The sequence below is a fragment of the Halomonas sp. Ps84H-12 genome (assembly GCF_024124725.1).
Classification (GTDB): domain Bacteria; phylum Pseudomonadota; class Gammaproteobacteria; order Pseudomonadales; family Halomonadaceae; genus Vreelandella; species Vreelandella aquamarina.
Genome location: NZ_JAMXSJ010000004.1, coordinates 136,247 through 157,151, shown reverse-complemented (window position 1 = coordinate 157,151; position 20,905 = coordinate 136,247). Strand labels below are relative to the sequence as shown.

The window sequence follows — 20,905 nt, the reverse complement described above, 5'->3', positions numbered from 1 at the left end:
CCCGTTAAAGAAAGGAGGCGAACCAGTAGCCGGTGGGCAGGCTGATCCCGAGAGCGGTGGTGAACAAAAAATAACCGACCACCGACATGAGGACACCGGTCATCAGTGCTTTCACCCAAGAGGCGCCGAATAGCTTTGCCAACGCCGTGACCGCCAGTAGCGATGAGACGATGAATCCCAGCTGCGTGAACAGCACGGCATAGGCCAACAGCAGCGCCAGTACCAGGAGTAGCCGAAGGGCCAGCGCTTTATGGGGCCATTCCCCATCCGGGCCCGGTCTAAAGACCATGACCAAGGCGAGCAGTGCCAACACGATGGCGAGCACGATCGGAAAGGCCTTGGGACCCACGGGTTCGTAGCTAAAGGTGGTTTTTAGCTGCATGGCCTGGACGGCGATGAACGCCGCCAGACCGATGAGCGCAATACCCAGCATTCGGTCGGCGGCGGTTCTCATTGGGTCAGACCTACTTCTGCAGCTAAACCTTGGAACTCAGCGACCTGTTCTTGGACGTAGCGATCGAAGTCGTCACCGAACCGCGCCATGGGGAACAAACCTCGCGCCTCACGCAGCTCGGCGAAGACCGGGTCTTCCGCCAGTTGCTGCATGCGCTCCACCCACGCCTGGTACGCTTCGTCGCTGACCTCTGGCCCCATGTAGTAACCCCGCCAGATGGGCCACTCCACGTCATAGCCCTGTTCGGCAGCGGTCGGAATCTCTGCATAGGGGCCTTCCATACGCTCTTCGGAGAGCGCCGCCAACACGCGGATGGTGCCGCCCTCGAGCTGTGACCTCAGTTCGGACAGGTCACCGGTGAACACCTGAATATGGTTACCTAATAAGGCGGCCAGCGCCTCACCACCGCCCTCGAAGGCCACGTAGCGCAGGTCTCTGGGCGACATATCGCCGGATTTCGCAATCAGCGCTGCCTTCATCCAGTCCTGGCTACCCACGGTGCCACCGGCACCGAAAGCAATCTCGTTCGGGTTCTCTTTCAGGTCCGCCATGAGGTCGCCAAGGTTCTGCCAGGGCGCATCGGCGCTGACGACGATCGCGCCGTAATCAACGCCCAAGGCCCCTAGCCAGCGCACTTCATCGGCGTCGTACTCGCCAAACTTGCCCAGCGCCAGGTTCACCGCCGCACCGGTGCTGGCCGCCACGATAAGACCGGGGTCATCCGTGCGCACGCCGTTGACATGGTTATACGCCACCGCCCCGATACCGCCGGGCATGTAGCTCACCATCATGGGACGACTGATCAAGGCCGTCTCTTGCAGGCCGTTCGCCGCCAAGCGACACGTCAAATCGTAGCCACCGCCGGGTTTGGCAGGTGCGATACACTCGGTCGCGTCGGGGATGGCTTGAGCGTGTGCCTGGCCCATCAGCAGAGCACTACTCATCAGGGCGAGACGAGAGGCGTGGCGTAGCGTAGCGTTGAGCTTCATGACGAACTCCTATTGTTTTATGGTACGCGGGAGCAGGAAAGCCCGAACCCGTTCATACTGGAATGACCAGCGCCATGTTAGGCAGGCAACCTTTCATCAACCTGTCATTTACTTGATCACCTCCTGAGACTTTAGTCATATGCGTCTAATCATCGTCGAAGACGATCCGATGATCGCCCGCTCGCTGGATAACGCGTTATCCCCGCTGGGCAATAGCGTCGACGCCTTCTCACGGCTAAAGGATGCACGCGCGGCGCTCCGCCATGACCGCTTCGATCTCTTACTGCTCGACTTGGGCCTGCCCGATGGCAACGGGCTCGAGCTGCTGAGCGAGTTACGTGAGCGTGGCGACAAAACCCCCGTACTGATCCTGACGGCCAGAGATGGCATCGAAGATCGCGTCAAGGGACTCGATTTAGGCGCCGACGACTACTTGGCCAAGCCGTTTTCATTGGCGGAGCTCGAAGCGCGCGTACGCGCACTGCTGCGCCGCAGCCAGCAGCGCAGCGATAATCGTCTGATGCTAGGGCCGCTGTGCCTCGACCCAATGGCGGGCACGGCCACACTCGACGGGGTCACGCTTGCCCTGCCCCGCCGCGAGCGACGCCTGCTCGAAGGCCTCTTGCTGCACGCTGGCAGTATTGCCCCACGGGAGATGCTGGAAAGTCGCGTGTTCAGCTTTGGTGATGTCGGCTCTAATGCACTGGAGGTGTACGTTAGCCGGTTACGTAAGCGCCTTCAGGGCAGCGGTTTGCACATCCGTACGTTTCGTGGCCTCGGCTATCGGCTCGAGGAAGCGCCAACGTGACCCAGGTCGTAGGTTCATTGAAGACGCGTTTGGCGATTTGGCTGCTGGTCATGGTCTCAGGGCTAGGGGCACTGCTCTTGATGGAGGCCTATGGCGCCTCTCAGCGTGCCGCCGAACGCGCTTTCGATAGCCAGCTGGCCGCCGCCGCGCTGACGGTGGCCGATGCGATTCAGTGGGAAGGCCGCGACCCTGTCGTTAGCATTCCCCTCGCTGCGCTGCAGATTCTCGCCACCGCCCATCAGGAGCGGGTTTTCTACACCGTGCTCGATCACGATGGGCGACGCATTTCGGATAACCTCGACATCGTCATTCCCGAGGCCGATCAGGCCGCGGCAGCGGACGCCCCGATTTGGCGGGACACGACCCAGGCTGGCACGCGGTGGCGGCTGCATGGGCGTGAATACGACTCGGCTGGCTGGGACATTCAGGACCCGGTACAGATATGGGTCGGTCATACGACCGAAGGTCGACGCGTCTTGACCCATGAACTCTTCGAGCGCGCGATCCTCCGTTTCGTCGCCATGGTGCTGCTGGCCGCTCTCTTGATGCTGCTGGCGATGCGCGTGGCGCTAACTCCCATGCGCCAGCTACGCCATCGTCTGCGCCAACGTCAGGCCGACGACATGCGCCCCCTCGATATGCAGGTTCCGGAAGAGCTGCGCGAGATGGTCGAGGCATTGGATACTCTGTTCAGCCGACAGCGCAAGAGTCGCGACAACTTACTCCGCTTTACGGCCGACGCCAGCCATCAGCTCAAAACGCCGCTGGCCGGCCTACAAAGCACCAGCGAACTTGCGCTGCAGAGTCATGCTCCCGACGTGTGGTATCAGGCGCTTGTCGATGTCCACGAGGGTGCCCAGCGTACCAGCCGTCTAGCCGGACAGCTGCTCAGCCTGGCGCGACTTCGTCACATGGAGGAGGCAGAAGAGAGTCAGCCGCTCGACCTGGGGGCGCTGCTCCGCGACAGCGTGCTCGAGTGGGCCCAGCGCGACATGGCGGCTCAGCATGATCTTGGGCTCGCAGAGCTGCCTAGTGAGCCGATGGTCGTGCAGGGGCAAGCCTGGGCGCTGCGCGAACTGCTGGGTAATCTCATCGATAACGCGCTGCGCTATACGCCGCCGGGCAGCGAAATCACGCTAGGCCTTTACGCCAACGACGATGGGCTCGTGCTGTACATCGACGACAATGGCCCTGGGGTGGACGCCGAGGTTCGCCATCGACTGCGGCAACCCTTCGAGCGCGGCGGACGCCAGGATACTCACGGCTCGGGATTGGGCCTTGCCATTGTGGATAACATTGCACAGCGCCACGCGGCCACGCTCGAGATCAAAGAGCGCCTCCCCCAAGGGCTACGCATCGAGGTGCACTTTCAACCGTCAGTTCAACCGTTAGAGGAGCTAGCGTGATGCAGCGTGTATGGGTAGTGGCGTTACTGATAGGGGGCTCGCTCGCGTCCTTGCCCAGCCTGGCCGTCACGCCACTCGTGGTCGAAGCCGCCTTGGATCGGCAGGTGGTCGCACCGCTGCTGGCCACTTTCGAGCAGGCCCACCCGGGCATCGAGCTGAGCTACCGTGACAGGAGCACCTTGGAAGTGGACCGCTTAGTCGTGGCGGCCGACCCGCCGCCCGATGTGGTGATCAGCTCCGCCATGCCTTGGCAGATGAACCGCATCAATCAAGGCTACGCCCAACGGCTGGACTCCGAGCTGGCCAACGCGTGGCCCGAATGGGCGAAATGGCGTAATGAGGTGTTTGGGTTTACCTTCGAGCCGATCGTCATGGCCTACCGGCTCGATCTAGCGCGCCATATGCTGCCGCCGCACACCCATGCGGATTTACAGCGCCTACTGGAGACCCAGCGCGATACGTTGCAAGGCAGGGTCACCACCTATTCGCCGTCCGAGAGCGGGATCGGCTACACGCTCTTTCAGCAAGATGCGCGCTATACCGAGCGATTTTGGGACCTGGTCACCGCGCTTGGCGCAAACGATGCGCACCTCGCTCCCAATACCCGAACGATGCTCGAAGGGCTATCGGAAGGACGCTACTGGCTGGGCTATAACCTGCTGGGTTCCTACGCCATGGTGTGGGCCCAAGAGCATCCCGAAGTGATCGTTCAGGTTCCCCAGGATTACGCCTTGGTGGTAATGCGCACCGGCTTCATCCACCGTGATGCGCCCAACCCTCGCGCCGCCCAAGCCTTCATGAACTTTCTGCTCAGCCGTGATGGCCAGCGGGTGCTCGCAGCACAAACCCCGCTGTTCAGCGTCCGTCCCGACATCATAGGGCCCTATACGGCACAGCGCCTTCGCGACCAAGTCGGCGACCGCCTCTACCCCATTCCACTCAACGCCTCGGTGCTGGCTTTCGTCGACCCCCAACGCCGCCAAGCGTTCATGGCGCGCTGGGCGCGTGAGTTCGACCGCTCTTGGCGTGAGGAGGATCAGTGATGACTGCTAATGGAAGCCCAGCGTCCGCTATGGTGGTACTCAAGGCGGGTCATATTTTGAGGTAAATAAAAAAGTTCTCTGAATACCTGACATCGGCCCATGGGTTCGTTGGGCGCCAGACGGACAACTCAACTAACTGTAATAACGCCACATTGTGCCAAGTGCCCTACCTTATGCGATACGCTTCCCGCGACCATACCGCCTAAATCACTGAGTCCGCGACTACCCATCACGATCACGTCGACGCCTTCGCGCCTTGATACTTCCAATATGATATCGACAGGCCTGCCTTGTTCGATCATTGTCTCGATATTGCGGATGCCTTTCGCTTTAGCAAACGTTTCGGCTTCTTCAAGCAGTGCCTCGCCCGCTGACGCCAAGTGTTCGGACGTTGCATCACTTGCAAGCGCGCCGACACCCCAGATCAGCTTGGTAGTGTTACCAACCACCTCAGGAATATGCAGCACGTAAACCTTCGTACTGTTTTGCTCTGACAATTTGCACGCCACGGACAGCGCATGCTGTGAGTGTACAGAACCATCGATAGGCACCAAAATCTTGGTATACATAACATCTCCGACATTGACTAAAGTATGAGAAATATCCTTCAGCAAAACTGATAGCTTATACTTTTTAGGTATTTTGAGCGCTCTGCCAGAAAGATTAATTATAGCTAGAAAATGCCATTTCCATTGGCATTTCTCCAATATCTTTCGGACAGAAAGCCATACCCAGGAGGTATAATGGAGCTACGCCATCTTAGATACTTCTGCGTGGTTGCCGAAGAGCTAAACTTCACGTCTGCCGCAGAGCGGCTCCATATGTCGCAACCTCCGCTTTCTCGTCAGATCAAGCAGTTGGAGCAAGAGGTAGGCACGGAACTGTTCGAGCGCAGTTCACGAGGCCTACAGCTCACCCCATCAGGCATTTTCTTTCAACAACACGCCATACAAATATTAGAAAAAGTCGATGTTACGGTGGAGGCTACTCGCCATATGGCGCGCCATAAACGTCAGCTATTTGGGATTGGCTTTGTGCCTTCGGTTTTCTATGGGCAGTTGCCCACGCTCGTGCGTGATTTAAGACAAATGGACAATGTCGAGCTATCGTTAGCGGAGCTGACGACGGTGCAGCAAATTCAGGCTTTGAAAGCCGGGCGGATCGATATGGGGTTTGGCCGTATCAGAATCGACGACCCCGATGTGGAGCAGGACATTCTTTTCGAGGAGCCCATTATCGCGGCGTTACCCAGCGGCCACCCGCTCGAAGGAACGACCCCCAGCTGTGAAGAGCTTGCCCGCTACCCCCTCATTCTCTTTCCCGCCAAACCACGCCCGAGCTTAGCCGACATGGTACTTGGCATTTTTCGTAGGCGAGGCTTGAAGGTTCAGGTCTTTCAAGAAGCGAACGAGGTGCAAACGGCACTCAGCCTCGTCGCTTCTGGCATTGGCATCACGCTCGTACCGGAACAAGTCAAGCGTGTGCAGCGAGATGGCATCACCTATGTCTATTTAGCGGATAGCAGTATCATTTCCCCCGTTATCTGTAGCCGTCGCCGTGGTGAAAAGCCATCTCACGTCATGCAAACGGCCAATGCCATTTTGGATGTGCTGGTCGATAACCGACGCTCGGGACGGTATCCGTAGCCTCACACGCATCGATCGCACTAGGGACGGAGCACGACGACCGGGCACGGCGCTTCATGGACGACCTCGTGACTGACGCTGCCTGCCACTACCTGAGAAAGGCCGCTGCGGCCATGGGTCGTCATCGCCAGCATGGTATGGTGACTATCTGCTAGGTAGCTCACGATAGACGCCGCTGGGTCGCCATGAAGCACCTCCCAGTCAACCTCCAGTGCTTGGTCTTTTCCAACGCGGCGCGCCAACCCCGATAAATACGCCGACTCCGAGACATCGGCGGGGGCCAACGATGTCGGTTTGTTGAACGTTGGGGTATCGAGTACTTGTAGCAGCTGTAAGCGCGCGCCCAATCGTTTGGCTAGCTCGGCCGCATGGGGCAGCATTTTTTCAGAGAGTGCAGACCCATCGACACAGACCGCCAATACATCGACGTGCTGGTGAGCGCGACCACTATAACGTGGTCCGCATAAAAAAACGGGCCGTCGAGAACGCCGAACCACGCCAGCCGTCACGCTTCCGATCAGCATTTCCGGCACCGGGCGACGTCCATGAGCCATCATGCATACCCCCACCTCCTCCCGATTGGCCAGCGCTCCCAGGTAGTCCTTGACGCTGTGATGAGCAATCACTTCCAGCGCCATATCGTCGACACGTTGCGCCTTGAGGCGTGCTTTTAGCAGCGCCGAACGTGAACTGACGTCTGCTTGTTCGAGCACCACGGAGACGGCCTTCATCTCAACGCCCAGCTGCGACGCGAGGCGTCGACCAAACTCGATGGAGGTCAATGCTCCTTCACTGTCATCAATAGCCACGACGATCGTCTTCATCATTCCTCTCCAGTGACGGTGTCAGCCGCCTTTGTTGTTATTGCGTGTCATTGTTCAGTGGCGCGAAGCGCCGGTGCAGTAGGTTGTACGCCAGCCCCCCTACGACCACGCCCCAGAAAGCCGACCCAAGCCCCAAAAAGCTCACCCCGGATGCCGTGGCGACGAAGGTCAATACCGAAGCTTCCAAGTGGCTCTTTTCGGCGGCAAACGCGCTGATGTTGCTGCTAATCGCCCCCATCAACGCCAGGCCCGCCAATACCGCCACGAAGGCATTCGGCAGCGAAGTAAATAGCGCCACGATGGTGCCTGCCAACAGTCCGCCCACGAGATAGAACACACCGTTGGCGACGCCGGCAACGTAGCGCTTGTCCGGATCTTCATGCGCCTCTTTGCTGGTGCAGATCGCGGCGGTAATGGCGGCGATCACCGTCGTGATGCCGCCAAAAAAGGCCGTCAACAGCGACGTGACGCTGGCCACCGTGACAATGGGCTTGGCAGGCGTCATGTAGCCCGAGGTACGCAATATCGCCATGCCCGGTAGGAACTGGCCCGTCAGGCTGACGAGTACCAGCGGTATCGCCAAGCTCAAGGTCGCGTTCCATGTCCAATCGGGTTGGATGAACTGCGGCTGCGCCAACTGAACGCTGACACCCTCGAGGCTGGCTCCCTCCAAAAGAACCGCCAACACGACACCGACTAATAATAGGCAAATCAAGCTGTAGCGCGGCGTCAGACGTTTGAAAACCAGATAAGCGATCATCATGCCAATCGCCAACGTCGGCACATTGCGTAACGACTCGAAAATGCCGACGCCAAATTGGAACAAGATGCCAGCCATCATGGCGCTGGCAATACCGGGAGGAATCAGCTGGATGATGCGATCGAACGATCCGGTGATGCCGATCCCGAATAACAGAATGGCGGCCGTCAGGTAAGCGCCCACCGCTTCGTTGAGCGACAGCTCTGGAAAAAGCGTCACCAACAAAGCGGTTCCCGGCGCCGACCACGCGGTCACCACCGGTACCTTCAACCATACGCTCAGCAAAATCCCCGAGATGGCGGCCCCCATGGAGATGGCCCATACCCAGGAGGTCATCATCGTGCTCGAGATGTCAGCACTCTGAGCGGCCTGGAAAAAGATGGCCAGCGGTCCAGAGTACGAGACCAGCACGGCCACGAAGCCTGCGGTGATCGCAGACACCGACCAGTCTTTGTGTAATTGCATACCCACAGTATCCCAACGCGATTAAGGGTCACGGCCCTGTGTAATGGCCTGGCAAAGAGAGCTCGGCCAGGCCCTCCATTACGCAACGCCCAGGTGCGTTTCCAACAGTTCTGGGTTATTCCTGAGCCCCTTTGAGTCACCGCTGTACTTCACTTCGCCTTTCACTAACAGCAAGTGCTTCTCAGCCACTTCCAGCAGATTATCGATGTTTTTATCGACGATGATCGTCGAGATGCCCGTGGCCTTGATAGTGCGAATGATGTTCCAGATTTCATCGCGTATCAGCGGCGCCAAGCCTTCGGTGGCTTCATCGAGGATCATCAGATCGGGGTTCGTCGTCAGCGCTCGACCTATCGAGAGCATCTGCTGCTCCCCGCCCGACAGCAGCGCGCCATCATGGTTAATGCGTTGCCCCAGGCGCGGAAACGTGTCCAGTACGCGTTCCATGGTCCAGGGGGTCTCACCCCGCTCATTGGGGCGTGCCGCCATGATGAGGTGCTCACGCACGCTGATCCCGGGAAAGATTCCGCGCCCTTCGGGTACGTACCCGATTCCTTGGCGCATCAACTGCCATGGGCGTCGTTTCGCGGTCGACACGCCCTTGATATAAACGTCCCCACGGCGTGGTGGCACAAAACCGAGGATCGACTTCAACGTGGTGGTTTTTCCCATACCGTTACGCCCTAACAAACTGAGCGTCTCTCCGGGCATTAGGGTCACATCGACGCCGTGCAACACATGGCTTTCGCCATAGTAGGCGTGCAGCCCGCGGGCTTCGATCAGGGGAGTCACGGTGGCTTCTGTGGTCATGCGGTTACTCCTTCGTCGTGACGTCCCAAGTAAACATCGCGCACCTTGTCGCTGGTACGTATCTGCTCCGTCGGGCCACTTTCGAGAACACAGCCATCGACCATGACCGTGATGCGATTGGCCAAGCGGAAAACCGAGTCCATATCGTGCTCGATCAACACCAGGGTGTAGCGGTCGGTCAAACTGGCGAGCAGCTCCGTGACCTGCGCCGTCTCTTCACGCCCCATGCCGGCCATCGGTTCGTCTAGCAGCATCAAGGAGGGTGCCGTTGCCAGCACCATGGCTATCTGAAGCTGGCGCTGCTCGCCGTAACTCATGTCCGCGGCGGTCGTATGCGCCCGGTGGTTCAGCTGACAGGTTTCCAGCACCTCTTGGGCGCGCTCGCTCACCTGCTGCGCCGTGTGACGGGAACGCCAGCTACCCAACACGCCGCCCATATGGATGCGTGCCGCTAGCTCACAATTCTGCAAGCAGCTAAGGCGTGGAAAGATATTGGTTTTCTGATGGCTGCGACCAATGCCCAAGCGTGCAATTTGGCGAGCACTTTTGCCTTGAATCGCTTTTTGTCGATAGAGCACCTGACCTTCCGACGGGGGGATCTCACCGGAGAGCAAATTGATCAAGGTGCTTTTACCGGCGCCGTTGGGGCCCAAAATGGCATGTATTTCGTGGGCTTTCACATCAAAGTTCACGTCATTGACGGCAACGAGGCCACCAAAACGACGCGTCAAGCCCTGGGTGGCTAATACGATGTCATCACTCATGGCTAGTCCACCTTACTCTGTGTCACGGGCTGGGCGGAGACGATCGTCTTTTCCGGCGCTTCACTGGCTGTTGTGCGGCGTTTGCGTGCCCAGGGAGGCGCGATCATCAGGCCTGCCACACCGCGCGGCAGCACCAACACTGCCACGATGATGGTCAGCCCCATCAAAATGGGCCAATGTGTCGTGGCATGCTCATAGACGAACAGCAGTATTTCATACGCGAAGGCGCCTAGAATGGGGCCAAAGATGGTGCCCATACCGCCCAGAATCAGCATCATCAGTACCTCACCGGACGTGTGCCAGCCGAGCTGGGCCGGATTGGCGAAGCCGTACTGCATCGCCGCCAGCATGCCGGCAATCGAGGCCATCACCCCGGCAATCACGAAAGCGATCAGCTTGTAACCACTGGTGGCATAGCCCAGGGCCTGCATGCGGTGCTCGTTATCATGAATGCCGTCTAGCACCTGACCGAAGTAGGAGCGGGTCAGCCAGCGCAGAAAGAGGTATCCCGCCAACAGCGTTACCAGGCAGAAATAGAAGAAACTGTAAGGATCATCCAAATCGACTAGCAGGGTATCGCCCACGGCCAAGCTGGGGCGGAACATAATGAAGACACCATCGGTGCCCCCCGCGAACTGGGACGTGCTAATGAAGTAGTAAAGCATCTGACCGAACGCCAGCGTCGTCATGATGAAGAAGATACCTTTGGTGCGAATGACCAAGAGGCTGACGATGAGCCCAACGCAGGCCGACACGCCGATCACCAAAGGCAGCATCCACCACATGGAGGCCGGGCTAAAGTCAGGGCTGGCGAGGGCAAGCGTATAGGCGCCCAATCCGAAAAAGAGCGCGTGCCCCAGGCTGACCAGACCCACGATGCCCACGAGCAAATCGAGGCTCATGGCAAACAGCGCGAGAATCAACATCAAGGTCAGCTTCTCCAGCATGAAATTGGCCTGATTGCCGAAGACCGCCTCGCCCCACAGCGGAAAGGTTGCCACTAGCGCCGTCAGTCCCAACATGAGGTAGGCAACGCGCTTGGGATATCTATGTAACATTGCTTGTTCTCCTCACGCGAAAAGACCGCGCGGTTTCACCAAAAGAACCGCTGCCATGATCAGATAGATCACCATGCTGGCGAGACTGGGAATGAGCACAGCGCCGAAGGTCGTGGCCATGCCGATGATGATGGCTCCCCAAAAGGCACCCTTGATGGAGCCAATCCCCCCGATGACCACGACCACGAAGCAGGTGATCAAAATGCTGTCACCCATGCCGGGGGCAATCGACGTGAGCGGCGCGGCAATCATGCCGGCAAAGGCGGTGAGCGCCACACCCACGCTAAAAATCAGTGTGAAGAGCGTACGGACATTGATACCGAGCCCCTCCACCATATCGCGATTCACGGCACCGGCCCGGATGATGATGCCCAGACGGGTATGGCGAATGACGCCATAGATGACGCCGGCCAACGCCAGACAAACGCCCATGACGAAGAGCCGATAGACCGAATACTGCAGGTTGTCGGTGAGTTGGATACTGGCGTCGAACGGCGCAGGTACCGGCACGCGATGCACGTCGCCGCCCCAGATGATTCGCTGGGCTTCGTTGAGCACTAAAATCAACCCAAAGGTCAGCAGCACCTGATAGAGATGGTCGCGCTTGTAGAGCGTATCGAGAAACAGCCGCTCGATGACCAGGCCGAGTGCGATAGCGATGGGGATCGCAACCAAGATGGCCAACCAGAAGTTGCCGAAACGCATGGTCAGGTCATACACCAAATAGGCACCGATCATGTACATGGCACCATGGGCCAAATTGATGATGCCCATGATCCCAAAAATCAGCGTTAACCCACTGGCTATCAAAAACAGCAGCAACCCATACTGGAGCCCATTGAGCAGCTGGACACCAAAAAATGCGAGATCCATAAGACCCCTCCGAGCATAAAAGGGGAAGCGGGATTGCCCCGCTCCCAAGCTGTACGAAGTGTCGTTACATCTGACAGGCGTCGTCGGGCACTTCTAGATTCTCGGCAGCAATGCTGACGACCTCGTGCTTGCCGTCACGAATCTCGCGGAGGTAGACATTCTGGATGGGATGGTGAGAGTCCGAAAAGCTCAACGGACCTCGTGGACTGGCTAACTGAACATTTGCCAAGACATCGATTAGTCGCTCGCGGTCTGACGTGTCTCCACCGAGCACATTGAGCGCCTGGGCTAGCATCATGCCGGTATCGTAGCCTTGCACCGCGTACGTATCCGGCGCTTCACCGTAGGCGTCTTCATAGGCGGCGACGAACGAGCGGTTCGCGTCGTTTTCTAGCGTTTCTGCGTAATGAAGCGTGGTCATGACGCCTTCACCCGCATCGCCCAGGGCGGCTAGATTACCTTCGGTAAGGAACCCGGAGCCCAGCAGAGGGATGCTCTCGTTGAGCCCCGCCGCCGCGTAATCCCTTACGAAGCTGACACCACCGCCCCCCGCGAAGAAGGTGTACACGGCATCCGGCTGAAGGCTGGCAATCTGCGTCAGGTAACTCTGGAATTCGGTGCTCGGAAACGGCACGAGAATCTGCTGAACGATGTCACCGCCTTCCGAGGTGAAGGCCTCTTCAAAGCCCGCTAGATCCTCTTTCCCACCCGCGTAGTCCCAGGTAATGGTCACGATGTTTCTATGCCCTTGCTCGTAGGCCACTTTTCCCATGGGATAGCTGTCTTGCCACATACTAAAGGAGGTGCGAAACACGTTCGGCATGCACAGTTCGTTGGTCGCCGCCCCAAGCCCTGCATTGGGGATGATCGTAATGGCGCCGGTTTGTTTGGCCACGCGCAGCATGCCCATCGCCACGCCTGAGTGTACCGGACCTATCACGAAGTCCACGTTGTCACCGTTGACCAAACGACTCATGTTTTGCGGAGCCTTGGAGGGATCGGCTTCGGAATCCAACTCGACGTACTCGACGTCGCGACCGCCCAACTGTCCCCCCTCCTGCTCGATGGCCAGCTTCAAGCCGTTAGTGATGGCTTCGCCCAGCGCTGTATAGGTGCCTGAATAAGGCAGCATCAGCCCCAGTTTCACGGGATCTTCATTCGCCGAAAGGCCCATGGCCGACAGCGTCAGAGTGGTACCCAGAGCAGCAACGAGAGTGGTCTTTTTGACATTTTTCATTATGGATTCACCAGGATTGTGTTGTTTTAGATTGTTATGTCCATCGCGCTTCGCGTTGATGGAAGACACGATCAGCGACGTCCCTGTCTCATCGATGCGGCTTATACGTGATACACGTCGATGACTTGATGGATGTAGTCGTTGTTCAGCTGCACGACTTTTCTTGTGATGAGCGGACGCTCGCCCGAGACGTCCAGGGTGTAGAAGCTCGTGCCGAAGAAGCTGTCCGTCTTCTTGTAGCGGTGGCTCAGCGTGTGCCAGTTGAACCGCAGCTCGGCCGTCTGGTCGTCTTGCGACAGGATTTCGAGGTTGGTCACCTGGTGCGTGGTCCGCGGCTCCGGCGTGCTCGCCCCGCTGCGCTCGGTCTTGATCCGGTAGACCCGATCTTCCAGCCCTTCGCGGTTGGGGTAGTAGATCAACGAGATCTCGCTGTGCGGATCGCGGGTGAGCTGATCATCGTCGTCCCAGGCGGGCATCCAGAACTCGGCGTCCTTACGGTACAGCGTGAGCCACTCGTCCCACTCCCGGTCATCGAGTAGCCGTGCTTCGCGGTACAAAAAAGCTTGGATGTCGTGATAGCTAATGCTCATGGCACTTCTCTCCTCTCTTCTGGCGCTGGGCGCTTAGGCGGTCGCGGTGGCGATAAATTGGCTGCGCTCTTTGTCGATGGCGCGCAGCATTTCGCTGACCCAGTGCTTGTGGTGCAGCACGTAGAGCCCTTCGTCTTCTGGGGAAGCACCGCTGAGCAGGGGCTTCATGTCGATCGCTTGGGCCGTTTCATCGGCGCCTTCGATCCACTGTTGGGCCCCGCGGGAGAGGTCGTTCCATTCGGCCAGCGCGCCGTTGTAGCCTTCTTGGCAGGCGCGGAACTCTTCGAGGTCGTCGGGGGTGCCCATGCCGGAGACGTTGAAGAAGTCTTCGTACTGGCGGATGCGTACTTCTCGGTTTTCAGCCGATTCGCCTTTGGGTGCGAAGCAGTAGATGGTGACTTCGGTTTTGTCCACGGCGATGGGACGGATCACGCGGATTTGCGTGGAGAACTGGTCCATCAGGTAGACGTTGGGATAGAGGCAGAGGTTGCGCGTCTGGTTGACGATGGAGTCAGCACGGGCGTCGCCTAACTGCTCCTGGATCCAGTCCTTATGCTGATAGACCGGGCGCACTTCCGGGTTAAGCAGTCGGGTCCACAGCATCATGTGGCCGTTTTCGTAGGAGTAGAAGCCGCCTTTACTCTTCGACCAGCCGTCGGCGTCCACCGCCTTGGTACCACCGGCGTCGTAATTGCGGCGCTCCATGGTGGAGGCGTAGTTCCAGTGCACGGAGCTGACGTGATAGCCGTCGGCGCCGTTTTCGGCCTGCAGTTTCCAGTTGCCGGTGTAGGTGTAGGAGGAGGTGCCACGCAGCACTTCCAGACCCTCGGGGGCTTGGTCGACGATGTTATCGATGACCTTGGTCGTTTCGCCCAGGTGCTGCTCGAGGGGTAGCACGTCGTCGCTGAGGCTGCCGAACAAAAAGCCTTTGTAGTTCGCGAAGCGCGGTAGGCGCTTGAGGTTGTGGGAGCCGTCTTGCTTGAACTGGTCGGGGTAGGCGCCAGTCTTTTCGTTTTTGGCTTTGAGCAGCTGGCCGTCGTTTTTGAAGGTCCAGCCGTGGAACGGGCAGGTGAAGGTGCCTTTGTTGCCGCGCTTGCGGCGGCAGAGGGTGGCGCCGCGGTGGGCGCAGGCGTTGATCAGGCCGTGCAGCTCGCCCTGCTTGTCGCGGGTGATGACGATCGGCTGACGACCAACGGTGGTGGTGAAGTAGTCGCCCGGCTCGGCCACTTGGCTCTCGTGGGCCAGAAAGACCCAGTTGCCTTCGAAGATGTGCTTCATCTCCAGCTCGAAAAAGGCGGGGTCGGTGAACATGCTGCGGTGGCAGCGGAAAATGCCGTGATCCGGGTCGTCTTGTACCGCTCCGCGCACGCGGGCTTCGAGTTGATCAAGCTGTGTGGTCATGATCGCTCTCCTCGTTAGGATGTCGCGCTGTTAGGGCGTCAAGGCGGGCCAAGGGGAAGGCCCGCCTCTTAAACAGGGGGTTATACCTTGGCCGTACCGGCCAGTTGGCTGGCCAGATCCTGCTCGTCTTCCTTGGCGCGGGGGCGGGCGTGGCGTACCTGCAGCTCGGCGGCGTCGGTGGGCGCTAACTCGACATCGAACACCACATGGGCGAAGGGGCCGTCCAGATCGCGCTTGGCGATCTCGGCGGGGTCGTCGATGCGCTCGGCGGGCACCACCAGCTCTTCGCGCGTGGCAAAGGCGAAGTCGTCGAAGGTGTAGGGGTCACCGGCGAGGTTGATCTGAGTCGTCAGGTGTTGATGGCCGGGGGCCGAGACGAAGTAGTGAATGTGCGCCGGACGCTGGCCGTGGCGGCCCAGCGATTTGAGCACGACGTCCGTGGGGGCGCCTTCGGGCACGCCGTAGCCCGACGGGACGATGCTGCGGGCGGTGTAGCGGCCGTCGCGGTCGGCATAGATCGTGCGGCGCATGTTGTACTCGTCCTGGGAAGGATCGAAGAACGAGTAGCCGCCTTTGGAGTTGCAGTGCCAGATCTCGACCTTGGCGCCGGGGATCGGCTGGCCGTTCACGTCGCGCACTTGGCCGGTCAGCCACATGGTCTCGCCGTCGGGATCGCTGCCGTCGTCCATCCGGGCGAAGCCGTCAGCTTCCGGGGCGCCGGCCACGTAGAGCGGGCCTTCAATGGTGCGCGGGGTGCCGCCGGTGCGCTTGGCTTCGGCGTCGATGGCGTCGTGGCGCATGTCGAGGAAGTGGTCGAACCCCAGCCCCGGCGAGAGCAGGCCGAACTGGGTCTGGCTACCCAGCGCGTTGAGCAGGTTCACGGCGGCCCAGTACTCTTCTTCGGTGACATCGAAGTCGTCGATCAGTTTGAACAGGTCGCCTACCAACCGGTGCACGATCTGCTTGGCGCGATCATTGCCGCCTGCCTGATCCAGGCCGGCCACGGCGTTGAGAAAGTCTTGAACCTCGGGCGTGTCGAAGATTTTTACGGTCATGAGATAGCTCACTACATTATTATAGATGTTATGGGTCAGTACCTTGGCGTGCTCCGCCGAGCATTAGCTGTCGTCGTCACGCACGGACGAGGGGTGGCGGCAAAGCGGCTTGACGCTGATCTCCATGTAGGGGAACAGTGGCAGGTTGCTGACCAGCTCTTGAAGCTCGGCATTGTCCTCTACGTCAAAGATACTGACGTTCGAGTAGCTACCGGCCACCCGCCACAGGTGGCGCCATTTGCCTTGGCGCTGCAGGTCCTGGGAGTACGCTTTTTCGGTTGCCTTGATACTAGCGGCCTGCTCGGCGGGCATATCGGTCGGCAATTTGACGGTCATCTCGACTTGAAACAGCATATCGATGGCTCTCCTTTTCGTTTGCGGTCTTAGCGTGCGGCGCGTTGGCTAGCGCGCGTAGTGCGCCAACTTATCTTCATCCAAGGTGATCCCCAGGCCTGGCCCGGGCGGTAAGGCCACCCCAAATTCGCTGTAGTCGAGAGGCGACACCACGATATCGTCTTGCAGCAAGAGCGGGCCGAACATTTCCGTTCCCCAGGTCATGGTCGGTAGCGTTGCCCACGCATGCAGCGACGCGGCGGTACCGATCGTGCCTTCCAGCAAGGTACCGCCATACAGGCCGATGCCGGCCGCCTGGGCGACATGCGCGAGCTCCAGTGCGCCGTAAATCCCGCCCGACTTGGCGAGTTTCAGTGCAAAGGCTCCGCTGAAGCCGCCGCATACCAAATCAAGACCGTCGCGCGCATCCTGGACGGCCTCATCGGCGAGCATGGGCACATTGAAGCGGTTCGCCAAACGCACCAATCCCGCATGCTCACGCGCGCCGATGGGCTGCTCTATCAACTCGATACCCGCCTCTTGTAACGCCTGAATACCGAGAACGGCGGTGGATTCGTCCCACGCTTGATTGACATCGACGCGCACGCTCGCCCGGTCTCCCAAGGCCTCCTTGATGGCCGCTACGTGGCGGACGTCCTGGCCCACGGGATTGGCACCGATTTTCAATTTGAAGTCGCAGTGCCGACGCTGCTCTAAACGCAGCATGGCTTCATCGATATCTTTCGCGGTATCGCCACTCGCGAGCGTCCATAGAACGGGGATATGATCCTGACGCACGCCTCCCAGCAGCTCGGCCACGCTCAGCCCAAGGCGCTTGCCTTGGGCATCGAGCAGCGCCATTTCCAATGCGGATTTAGCGATCATGTTGCCGCGGGCGTGCCGATTGAGCAGCGCGCGGGCGTGGTGAACGTTATGGGAAGGCTGGCCAATCAGCAGAGGTGCCAAGTACGTATCGATGTTGCGCTTGATACTCTCGGGACTCTCCGGGCCATAAGCTAGGCCGCCGATGGTCGTGCCTTCGCCCAGCCCCTCGATACCGTCTGAGTGATGCATACGAATGATCACCATGGTCTGGCAGGCCATGGTGGTCATCGAGAGTTTGTGAGGACGGATGGTCGGTAAATCGACCAGCAGCGTCTCTATTCGTTGGATAACAGTTGACATGGCAGCTCCGGCATCAGGCAATCGTTTCGCTATCGAGCAGTTTGCGTGCCCGTGCAAGCCGGAACCAATATTGTTTAAGTGCGCGTCCATACCAAGGAGGTATCACAAGCGCATGACAGGCTCGGCTATTCAGCCACTTTTTCCCCATAACCCCGAGCGCGAGAGCCGCTGAACGACACGCGCCCTCGCCAGGGGCGCTTAACGCCGAATACAGCGCGTATCGATACGCAACCGCGTGTTAAAGAGCCACGCGATCACTTCGCCGTGATAGAGAGCGCCATAAGACAAAAGAATGATCCAAGCGTGTTGCTCGACGCGCACTCGCCTCAAGCGGAGTTTCTAGAGACGGTCTCGAGATACGGTTTCGAGATACTGCCGAGCCGTAATGACATCGTCGTGTGGATCGTGATTCCACAGCCAGTCGAAGCGATTTTCCAGATCGTGGATGAGCTTGCTCTCATCGCCCCCAATGCCTTTTCCCGAATATTCATAGACATCGCCGGCGTCGTGGGAAGTACGCTGCGCTCGACACGTGCGTGCATGGCGCACGTGCTCGAAAGCGGCCAACATGTCGCTCACACGGCGATGATCGCAGCGGACGTCTGTCAGTAGCGTCGCCAGCACGTAGGCATCTTCGAGCGCCTGTCCGGCCCCCGCCCCTTGGTGGGGCACGAGCGCATGGGCGGCATCGCCGACAACCATGACCCGCTCGCGCTGATAGAAGGGAAGCTCGGGCAACTCATGCAGCGCCCAGCGCGTTGGTTCGGCGATGGATGCGAGAATAGCCTGGCAAGCCGGACTCCAATCTTCGAAGACCTGTAACATTTCCTGCTGGCTGACGGCCTGAACCCACTCCTCCCCCTCGGGTAGCCGGGGGTGGGGAACCGAGCGGTCCGTGATGAAGGCAACGACGTTGACGAGCTGGGACTGCTTGACCGGAAACGTCAAAATATGGCGATCTTTACCGAGATACATTTGCGGCACCCATGCCAAACGTTTCTCGCTGCCGTTAGCCTCTAGCGCTGTCACTAACGTGTGGGTGGGAATCATGCCACGATACGCGTAAGTACCGCTCCAGAAGGGCGCAATATCGCCATACTGGTCGGGCGGTAACACATGGGAGCGGACCGCCGACTTGATGCCGTCAAAGCCAATGATGACATCCCCCGTAAAGTGCGTGCCATCATCGAAGTGGGCAGTGGCGCTAACGTCGTCTTGCGTCACTGCGACACAGCGTTTGCCGAAATGCGCAATGCCCTCCGGCAGATGGGCAACGATCGCATCGAGGAAGTCGGCACGGTGTACCGAGGATTGGCCAACGCCCGGCGCTAGGCTGGCCGTCAAGTAGGTATCATCACTGCCTCGGCGCCACTCGAACCACACATCTTCGAAGGGGGCTGGTGAGGCGTCAGCAATACGCTGATAAGCCTCTTCCAACCCCAACAGCTGAATGGCTCGTACCGCATTGGGGCCAAAGGAGACCCCAGCGCCGATTTCGGAGAACTGCGGAGCGGCTTCGAACAGCTGGACATCAAGGCCGCTATCTCGCGACAGCGCAACGGCAAAGGCGACGCCACCGATACCGCCTCCCACAATGCCAATGGAGAGACGTTTTTGCTGGGTATGTTTGATGTGCATGCTTCACTCCCTTTCACGGTGTATCGTTATCATGTCGAGCGTCACGCTCTACTGATAACGCTATTAGGAGGAGGCAACGGTCACCACACAGCCCTCTTCATGCAAACTATAAACGGCGCTAATAACGATATGAAACAAAGAGTTGAGCCACCACTCCGTGACAGAAGTAGACCATCGTCGCATGCACGTCAGAGGCCACTCTGATGATCAAGCTTGCCGATATCGATCTCAACTTGCTGGTGGTGTTCGATCTGCTCTACCAAGAGCAAAATACACAGCGTGTCGCGCTACGCCTGGGCATTACCCAGCCTGCGGTCAGCCATGCCTTGAAGCGTTTGCGTCTTCTATTGAACGACGAACTCTTTGAACGCACCTCGCAGGGATTACAGCCCACGCCCCGCGCGAGCCAGCTTCATCCCGGGCTTGCCGACGCGTTAGCGAGAGTGAATGACACACTGAACCTACACAACGATTTCAATCCCGCCCTTAGTGGCCGTACCTTTCACCTCAACATGACCGATATTGGGGAAATCGTTTTCCTACCCCGTTTACTGCAGCATTTATCACAAGTGGCTCCCGGCGTCTCGCTCCACACCGCTCGCAGCAGCCACCACGCGCTAAAGTATGAGATGGAAGAGGGGCAGATCGATCTAGCCGTTGGGCTGATACCACAGCTGGGCGCTGGCTTTTATCAACAGCGGCTATTCGAGCAGCGCTATGTTTGCCTGATGCGTGACAACCACCCACTCGCCAAGGGCGATTTTGGTCTCGAGGAGTTTCGCTCAGCCCATCATGCCGTCATCGTCGCGAGCGGTACCGGTCATGGCGTGGTAGAGGAGCAGCTCGCCAACGCGGGCATTCAGCGCCCGGTGAGATTGACGCTGCCGCATTTCGCTGCCATTCCCTACATCGTGGGCAGCAGCGATCTCGTCGTGACGGTTACGAATAAATTGGCCGAAGCGACTTGCGAACGATTTGGCCTCACCGTTCGCGAGCACCCGCTGGTCTTTCCAGACATTCCCATCAATCTTTTCTGGCATCGCCGTTTCCATCAAGACCCCGGCAACCGCTGGCTGCGGGGCTTGGTGTATTCGATGTTCTCCGAATAGCGCCCAGTGTCATCCGGCGCTAGGCGATGGGTTTGGCCCACGCCGCACGCGTACTATGAGCAGCCGTCTTGTTGGTAATTTTCCATTTACCATCGATTTTGATCAGCGCAATCACATCGACCCAAGAATCTTCCAGGTTGTCGCTATTATCGAAGCCTAGCAGCACGCTGGCGACCTCTCCGGCCTGGGTGATGGCAATGAAACGGCTCTTGACCTGCCGCTGGCTATTCGCCCATCGCTCAAAACGGTCGCTAATGAGATCGGTTGCCAAGGCACCCTCCGCGTCCAGCGCAAAAATCCACGCCTCCTGATGAAACGCCTCCTCCAGCTTTTGTCTATTGCCTCGAAAGCCATCGACATATAGCTGCACGACTCGTTTGATCTCGTCGATGTCAGGTGCATCACCGACCACCGTGGTATCCGCCATCTCGTCACTCCTGCTTATCAAGTGTTTGTT

General features: G+C 58.9%; 22 protein-coding genes. 5 read left to right on the top strand and 17 right to left on the bottom strand.

Annotation, left to right across the window (positions count from 1 at the left end; all coding sequences use genetic code 11):
• Positions 1–4 precede the first annotated feature (4 nt).
• Complete coding sequence (locus tag NH344_RS03415) at positions 5–454, bottom strand: tripartite tricarboxylate transporter TctB family protein (RefSeq protein WP_044630601.1); 450 nt, start codon at positions 452–454, stop codon at positions 5–7.
• On the bottom strand, positions 451–1,443 hold the full coding sequence (locus tag NH344_RS03410) for a tripartite tricarboxylate transporter substrate binding protein (RefSeq protein WP_044630600.1): 993 nt from the start codon (positions 1,441–1,443) through the stop codon (positions 451–453). Before NH344_RS03410 ends, NH344_RS03415 begins: the two co-directional genes overlap by 4 nt.
• 139 nt (positions 1,444–1,582) lie before the next feature.
• Here NH344_RS03410 and NH344_RS03405 point away from each other — a divergent pair, with 139 nt between their 5' ends.
• Genes NH344_RS03405 through NH344_RS03395 form a run of 3 tightly spaced genes read left to right on the top strand, consistent with a single transcriptional unit; the run spans position 1,583 to position 4,700 of the window.
• Positions 1,583–2,251 carry a response regulator gene (locus NH344_RS03405; RefSeq protein WP_044630599.1) on the top strand — a complete coding sequence of 223 codons (669 nt, stop codon included), beginning with the start codon at positions 1,583–1,585 and terminating at the stop codon, positions 2,249–2,251.
• Complete coding sequence (locus NH344_RS03400; protein ID WP_044630598.1) at positions 2,248–3,657, top strand: sensor histidine kinase; 1,410 nt, start codon at positions 2,248–2,250, stop codon at positions 3,655–3,657. Before NH344_RS03405 ends, NH344_RS03400 begins: the two co-directional genes overlap by 4 nt.
• Positions 3,657–4,700, top strand: coding sequence for an ABC transporter substrate-binding protein (locus NH344_RS03395; protein WP_044630597.1), 1,044 nt, complete (start codon positions 3,657–3,659; stop codon positions 4,698–4,700). Before NH344_RS03400 ends, NH344_RS03395 begins: the two co-directional genes overlap by 1 nt.
• 128 nt (positions 4,701–4,828) lie before the next feature.
• On the opposite strand, the gene NH344_RS03390 is transcribed toward NH344_RS03395, so the two are convergent.
• Positions 4,829–5,269 carry a universal stress protein gene (locus NH344_RS03390; RefSeq protein ID WP_044630596.1) on the bottom strand — a complete coding sequence of 147 codons (441 nt, stop codon included), beginning with the start codon at positions 5,267–5,269 and terminating at the stop codon, positions 4,829–4,831.
• A 174-nt stretch (positions 5,270–5,443) separates the two neighbouring features.
• Here NH344_RS03390 and NH344_RS03385 point away from each other — a divergent pair, with 174 nt between their 5' ends.
• On the top strand, positions 5,444–6,346 hold the full coding sequence (locus NH344_RS03385) for a LysR family transcriptional regulator (RefSeq protein WP_044630595.1): 903 nt from the start codon (positions 5,444–5,446) through the stop codon (positions 6,344–6,346).
• 20 nt (positions 6,347–6,366) lie between these two features.
• Here NH344_RS03385 and NH344_RS03380 read toward each other — a convergent pair whose 3' ends face one another.
• From NH344_RS03380 to salA, 13 genes are all read right to left on the bottom strand, one after another.
• Positions 6,367–7,173, bottom strand: a complete 807-nt coding sequence (locus tag NH344_RS03380) for a universal stress protein (protein WP_253027542.1) — start codon at positions 7,171–7,173, stop codon at positions 6,367–6,369.
• Positions 7,174–7,207: 34 nt separating this feature from the next.
• On the bottom strand, positions 7,208–8,395 hold the full coding sequence (locus NH344_RS03375; protein WP_253027541.1) for a benzoate/H(+) symporter BenE family transporter: 1,188 nt from the start codon (positions 8,393–8,395) through the stop codon (positions 7,208–7,210).
• Positions 8,396–8,473: 78 nt separating this feature from the next.
• Positions 8,474–9,205 (bottom strand): ABC transporter ATP-binding protein, encoded by a 732-nt coding sequence (locus NH344_RS03370; RefSeq protein ID WP_253027540.1) that lies wholly within the window; start codon positions 9,203–9,205, stop codon positions 8,474–8,476.
• Positions 9,202–9,969, bottom strand: coding sequence for an ABC transporter ATP-binding protein (locus tag NH344_RS03365; protein ID WP_044630591.1), 768 nt, complete (start codon positions 9,967–9,969; stop codon positions 9,202–9,204). The genes NH344_RS03370 and NH344_RS03365 overlap by 4 nt, the downstream gene beginning before the upstream one ends.
• A gap of 2 nt (positions 9,970–9,971) precedes the next feature.
• Positions 9,972–11,027, bottom strand: coding sequence for a branched-chain amino acid ABC transporter permease (locus tag NH344_RS03360; RefSeq protein ID WP_253027539.1), 1,056 nt, complete (start codon positions 11,025–11,027; stop codon positions 9,972–9,974).
• Positions 11,028–11,039: 12 nt separating this feature from the next.
• Positions 11,040–11,900, bottom strand: a complete 861-nt coding sequence (locus NH344_RS03355) for a branched-chain amino acid ABC transporter permease (protein ID WP_253027538.1) — start codon at positions 11,898–11,900, stop codon at positions 11,040–11,042.
• Positions 11,901–11,964: 64 nt separating this feature from the next.
• Positions 11,965–13,137, bottom strand: coding sequence for an ABC transporter substrate-binding protein (locus NH344_RS03350; RefSeq protein ID WP_253027537.1), 1,173 nt, complete (start codon positions 13,135–13,137; stop codon positions 11,965–11,967).
• A gap of 101 nt (positions 13,138–13,238) precedes the next feature.
• Positions 13,239–13,727 carry a benzoate 1,2-dioxygenase small subunit gene (gene benB, locus NH344_RS03345; RefSeq protein WP_253027536.1) on the bottom strand — a complete coding sequence of 163 codons (489 nt, stop codon included), beginning with the start codon at positions 13,725–13,727 and terminating at the stop codon, positions 13,239–13,241.
• Between the two features lie 33 nt (positions 13,728–13,760).
• Complete coding sequence (locus NH344_RS03340) at positions 13,761–15,128, bottom strand: Rieske 2Fe-2S domain-containing protein (RefSeq protein ID WP_253027535.1); 1,368 nt, start codon at positions 15,126–15,128, stop codon at positions 13,761–13,763.
• An 80-nt stretch (positions 15,129–15,208) separates the two neighbouring features.
• Positions 15,209–16,183 (bottom strand): catechol 1,2-dioxygenase, encoded by a 975-nt coding sequence (gene catA / locus NH344_RS03335; protein WP_253027534.1) that lies wholly within the window; start codon positions 16,181–16,183, stop codon positions 15,209–15,211.
• 63 nt (positions 16,184–16,246) lie between these two features.
• Positions 16,247–16,537, bottom strand: coding sequence for a muconolactone Delta-isomerase (catC, locus tag NH344_RS03330; protein WP_044630238.1), 291 nt, complete (start codon positions 16,535–16,537; stop codon positions 16,247–16,249).
• Positions 16,538–16,585: 48 nt separating this feature from the next.
• Complete coding sequence (locus NH344_RS03325; protein WP_253027533.1) at positions 16,586–17,701, bottom strand: muconate/chloromuconate family cycloisomerase; 1,116 nt, start codon at positions 17,699–17,701, stop codon at positions 16,586–16,588.
• A gap of 339 nt (positions 17,702–18,040) precedes the next feature.
• Positions 18,041–19,339, bottom strand: coding sequence for a salicylate 1-monooxygenase (gene salA / locus NH344_RS03320; protein WP_253027532.1), 1,299 nt, complete (start codon positions 19,337–19,339; stop codon positions 18,041–18,043).
• 203 nt (positions 19,340–19,542) lie between these two features.
• Between salA and NH344_RS03315 the strand changes: the two genes are divergently transcribed.
• Entirely contained in the window at positions 19,543–20,448 is a 906-nt protein-coding gene (locus tag NH344_RS03315; RefSeq protein WP_253027531.1) for a LysR family transcriptional regulator, read from the top strand.
• A gap of 19 nt (positions 20,449–20,467) precedes the next feature.
• On the opposite strand, the gene NH344_RS03310 is transcribed toward NH344_RS03315, so the two are convergent.
• The gene (locus tag NH344_RS03310; protein WP_044630234.1) at positions 20,468–20,875 is read right to left on the bottom strand and encodes a nuclear transport factor 2 family protein; all 408 of its coding nucleotides are present in this window, start codon (positions 20,873–20,875) and stop codon (positions 20,468–20,470) included.
• Between the last annotated feature and the right edge of the window lie 30 nt (positions 20,876–20,905).

Excerpts from the sequence above, each read along its gene's own strand:
- NH344_RS03415 (WP_044630601.1), bottom strand. The coding sequence starts at position 454 with ATGAGAACCGCCGCCGACCGAATGCTGGGTATTGCGCTCATCGGTCTG.
- NH344_RS03410 (WP_044630600.1), bottom strand. The coding sequence starts at position 1,443 with ATGAAGCTCAACGCTACGCTACGCCACGCCTCTCGTCTCGCCCTGATG.
- NH344_RS03405 (WP_044630599.1), top strand. The coding sequence starts at position 1,583 with ATGCGTCTAATCATCGTCGAAGACGATCCGATGATCGCCCGCTCGCTG.
- NH344_RS03395 (WP_044630597.1), top strand. The coding sequence starts at position 3,657 with ATGCAGCGTGTATGGGTAGTGGCGTTACTGATAGGGGGCTCGCTCGCG.
- NH344_RS03390 (WP_044630596.1), bottom strand. The coding sequence starts at position 5,269 with ATGTATACCAAGATTTTGGTGCCTATCGATGGTTCTGTACACTCACAG.
- NH344_RS03385 (WP_044630595.1), top strand. The coding sequence starts at position 5,444 with ATGGAGCTACGCCATCTTAGATACTTCTGCGTGGTTGCCGAAGAGCTA.
- NH344_RS03380 (WP_253027542.1), bottom strand. The coding sequence starts at position 7,173 with ATGATGAAGACGATCGTCGTGGCTATTGATGACAGTGAAGGAGCATTG.
- NH344_RS03375 (WP_253027541.1), bottom strand. The coding sequence starts at position 8,395 with ATGCAATTACACAAAGACTGGTCGGTGTCTGCGATCACCGCAGGCTTC.
- NH344_RS03370 (WP_253027540.1), bottom strand. The coding sequence starts at position 9,205 with ATGACCACAGAAGCCACCGTGACTCCCCTGATCGAAGCCCGCGGGCTG.
- NH344_RS03365 (WP_044630591.1), bottom strand. The coding sequence starts at position 9,969 with ATGAGTGATGACATCGTATTAGCCACCCAGGGCTTGACGCGTCGTTTT.
- NH344_RS03360 (WP_253027539.1), bottom strand. The coding sequence starts at position 11,027 with ATGTTACATAGATATCCCAAGCGCGTTGCCTACCTCATGTTGGGACTG.
- NH344_RS03355 (WP_253027538.1), bottom strand. The coding sequence starts at position 11,900 with ATGGATCTCGCATTTTTTGGTGTCCAGCTGCTCAATGGGCTCCAGTAT.
- NH344_RS03350 (WP_253027537.1), bottom strand. The coding sequence starts at position 13,137 with ATGAAAAATGTCAAAAAGACCACTCTCGTTGCTGCTCTGGGTACCACT.
- benB (WP_253027536.1), bottom strand. The coding sequence starts at position 13,727 with ATGAGCATTAGCTATCACGACATCCAAGCTTTTTTGTACCGCGAAGCA.
- NH344_RS03340 (WP_253027535.1), bottom strand. The coding sequence starts at position 15,128 with ATGACCACACAGCTTGATCAACTCGAAGCCCGCGTGCGCGGAGCGGTA.
- catA (WP_253027534.1), bottom strand. The coding sequence starts at position 16,183 with ATGACCGTAAAAATCTTCGACACGCCCGAGGTTCAAGACTTTCTCAAC.
- catC (WP_044630238.1), bottom strand. The coding sequence starts at position 16,537 with ATGCTGTTTCAAGTCGAGATGACCGTCAAATTGCCGACCGATATGCCC.
- NH344_RS03325 (WP_253027533.1), bottom strand. The coding sequence starts at position 17,701 with ATGTCAACTGTTATCCAACGAATAGAGACGCTGCTGGTCGATTTACCG.
- salA (WP_253027532.1), bottom strand. The coding sequence starts at position 19,339 with ATGCACATCAAACATACCCAGCAAAAACGTCTCTCCATTGGCATTGTG.
- NH344_RS03315 (WP_253027531.1), top strand. The coding sequence starts at position 19,543 with ATGATCAAGCTTGCCGATATCGATCTCAACTTGCTGGTGGTGTTCGAT.
- NH344_RS03310 (WP_044630234.1), bottom strand. The coding sequence starts at position 20,875 with ATGGCGGATACCACGGTGGTCGGTGATGCACCTGACATCGACGAGATC.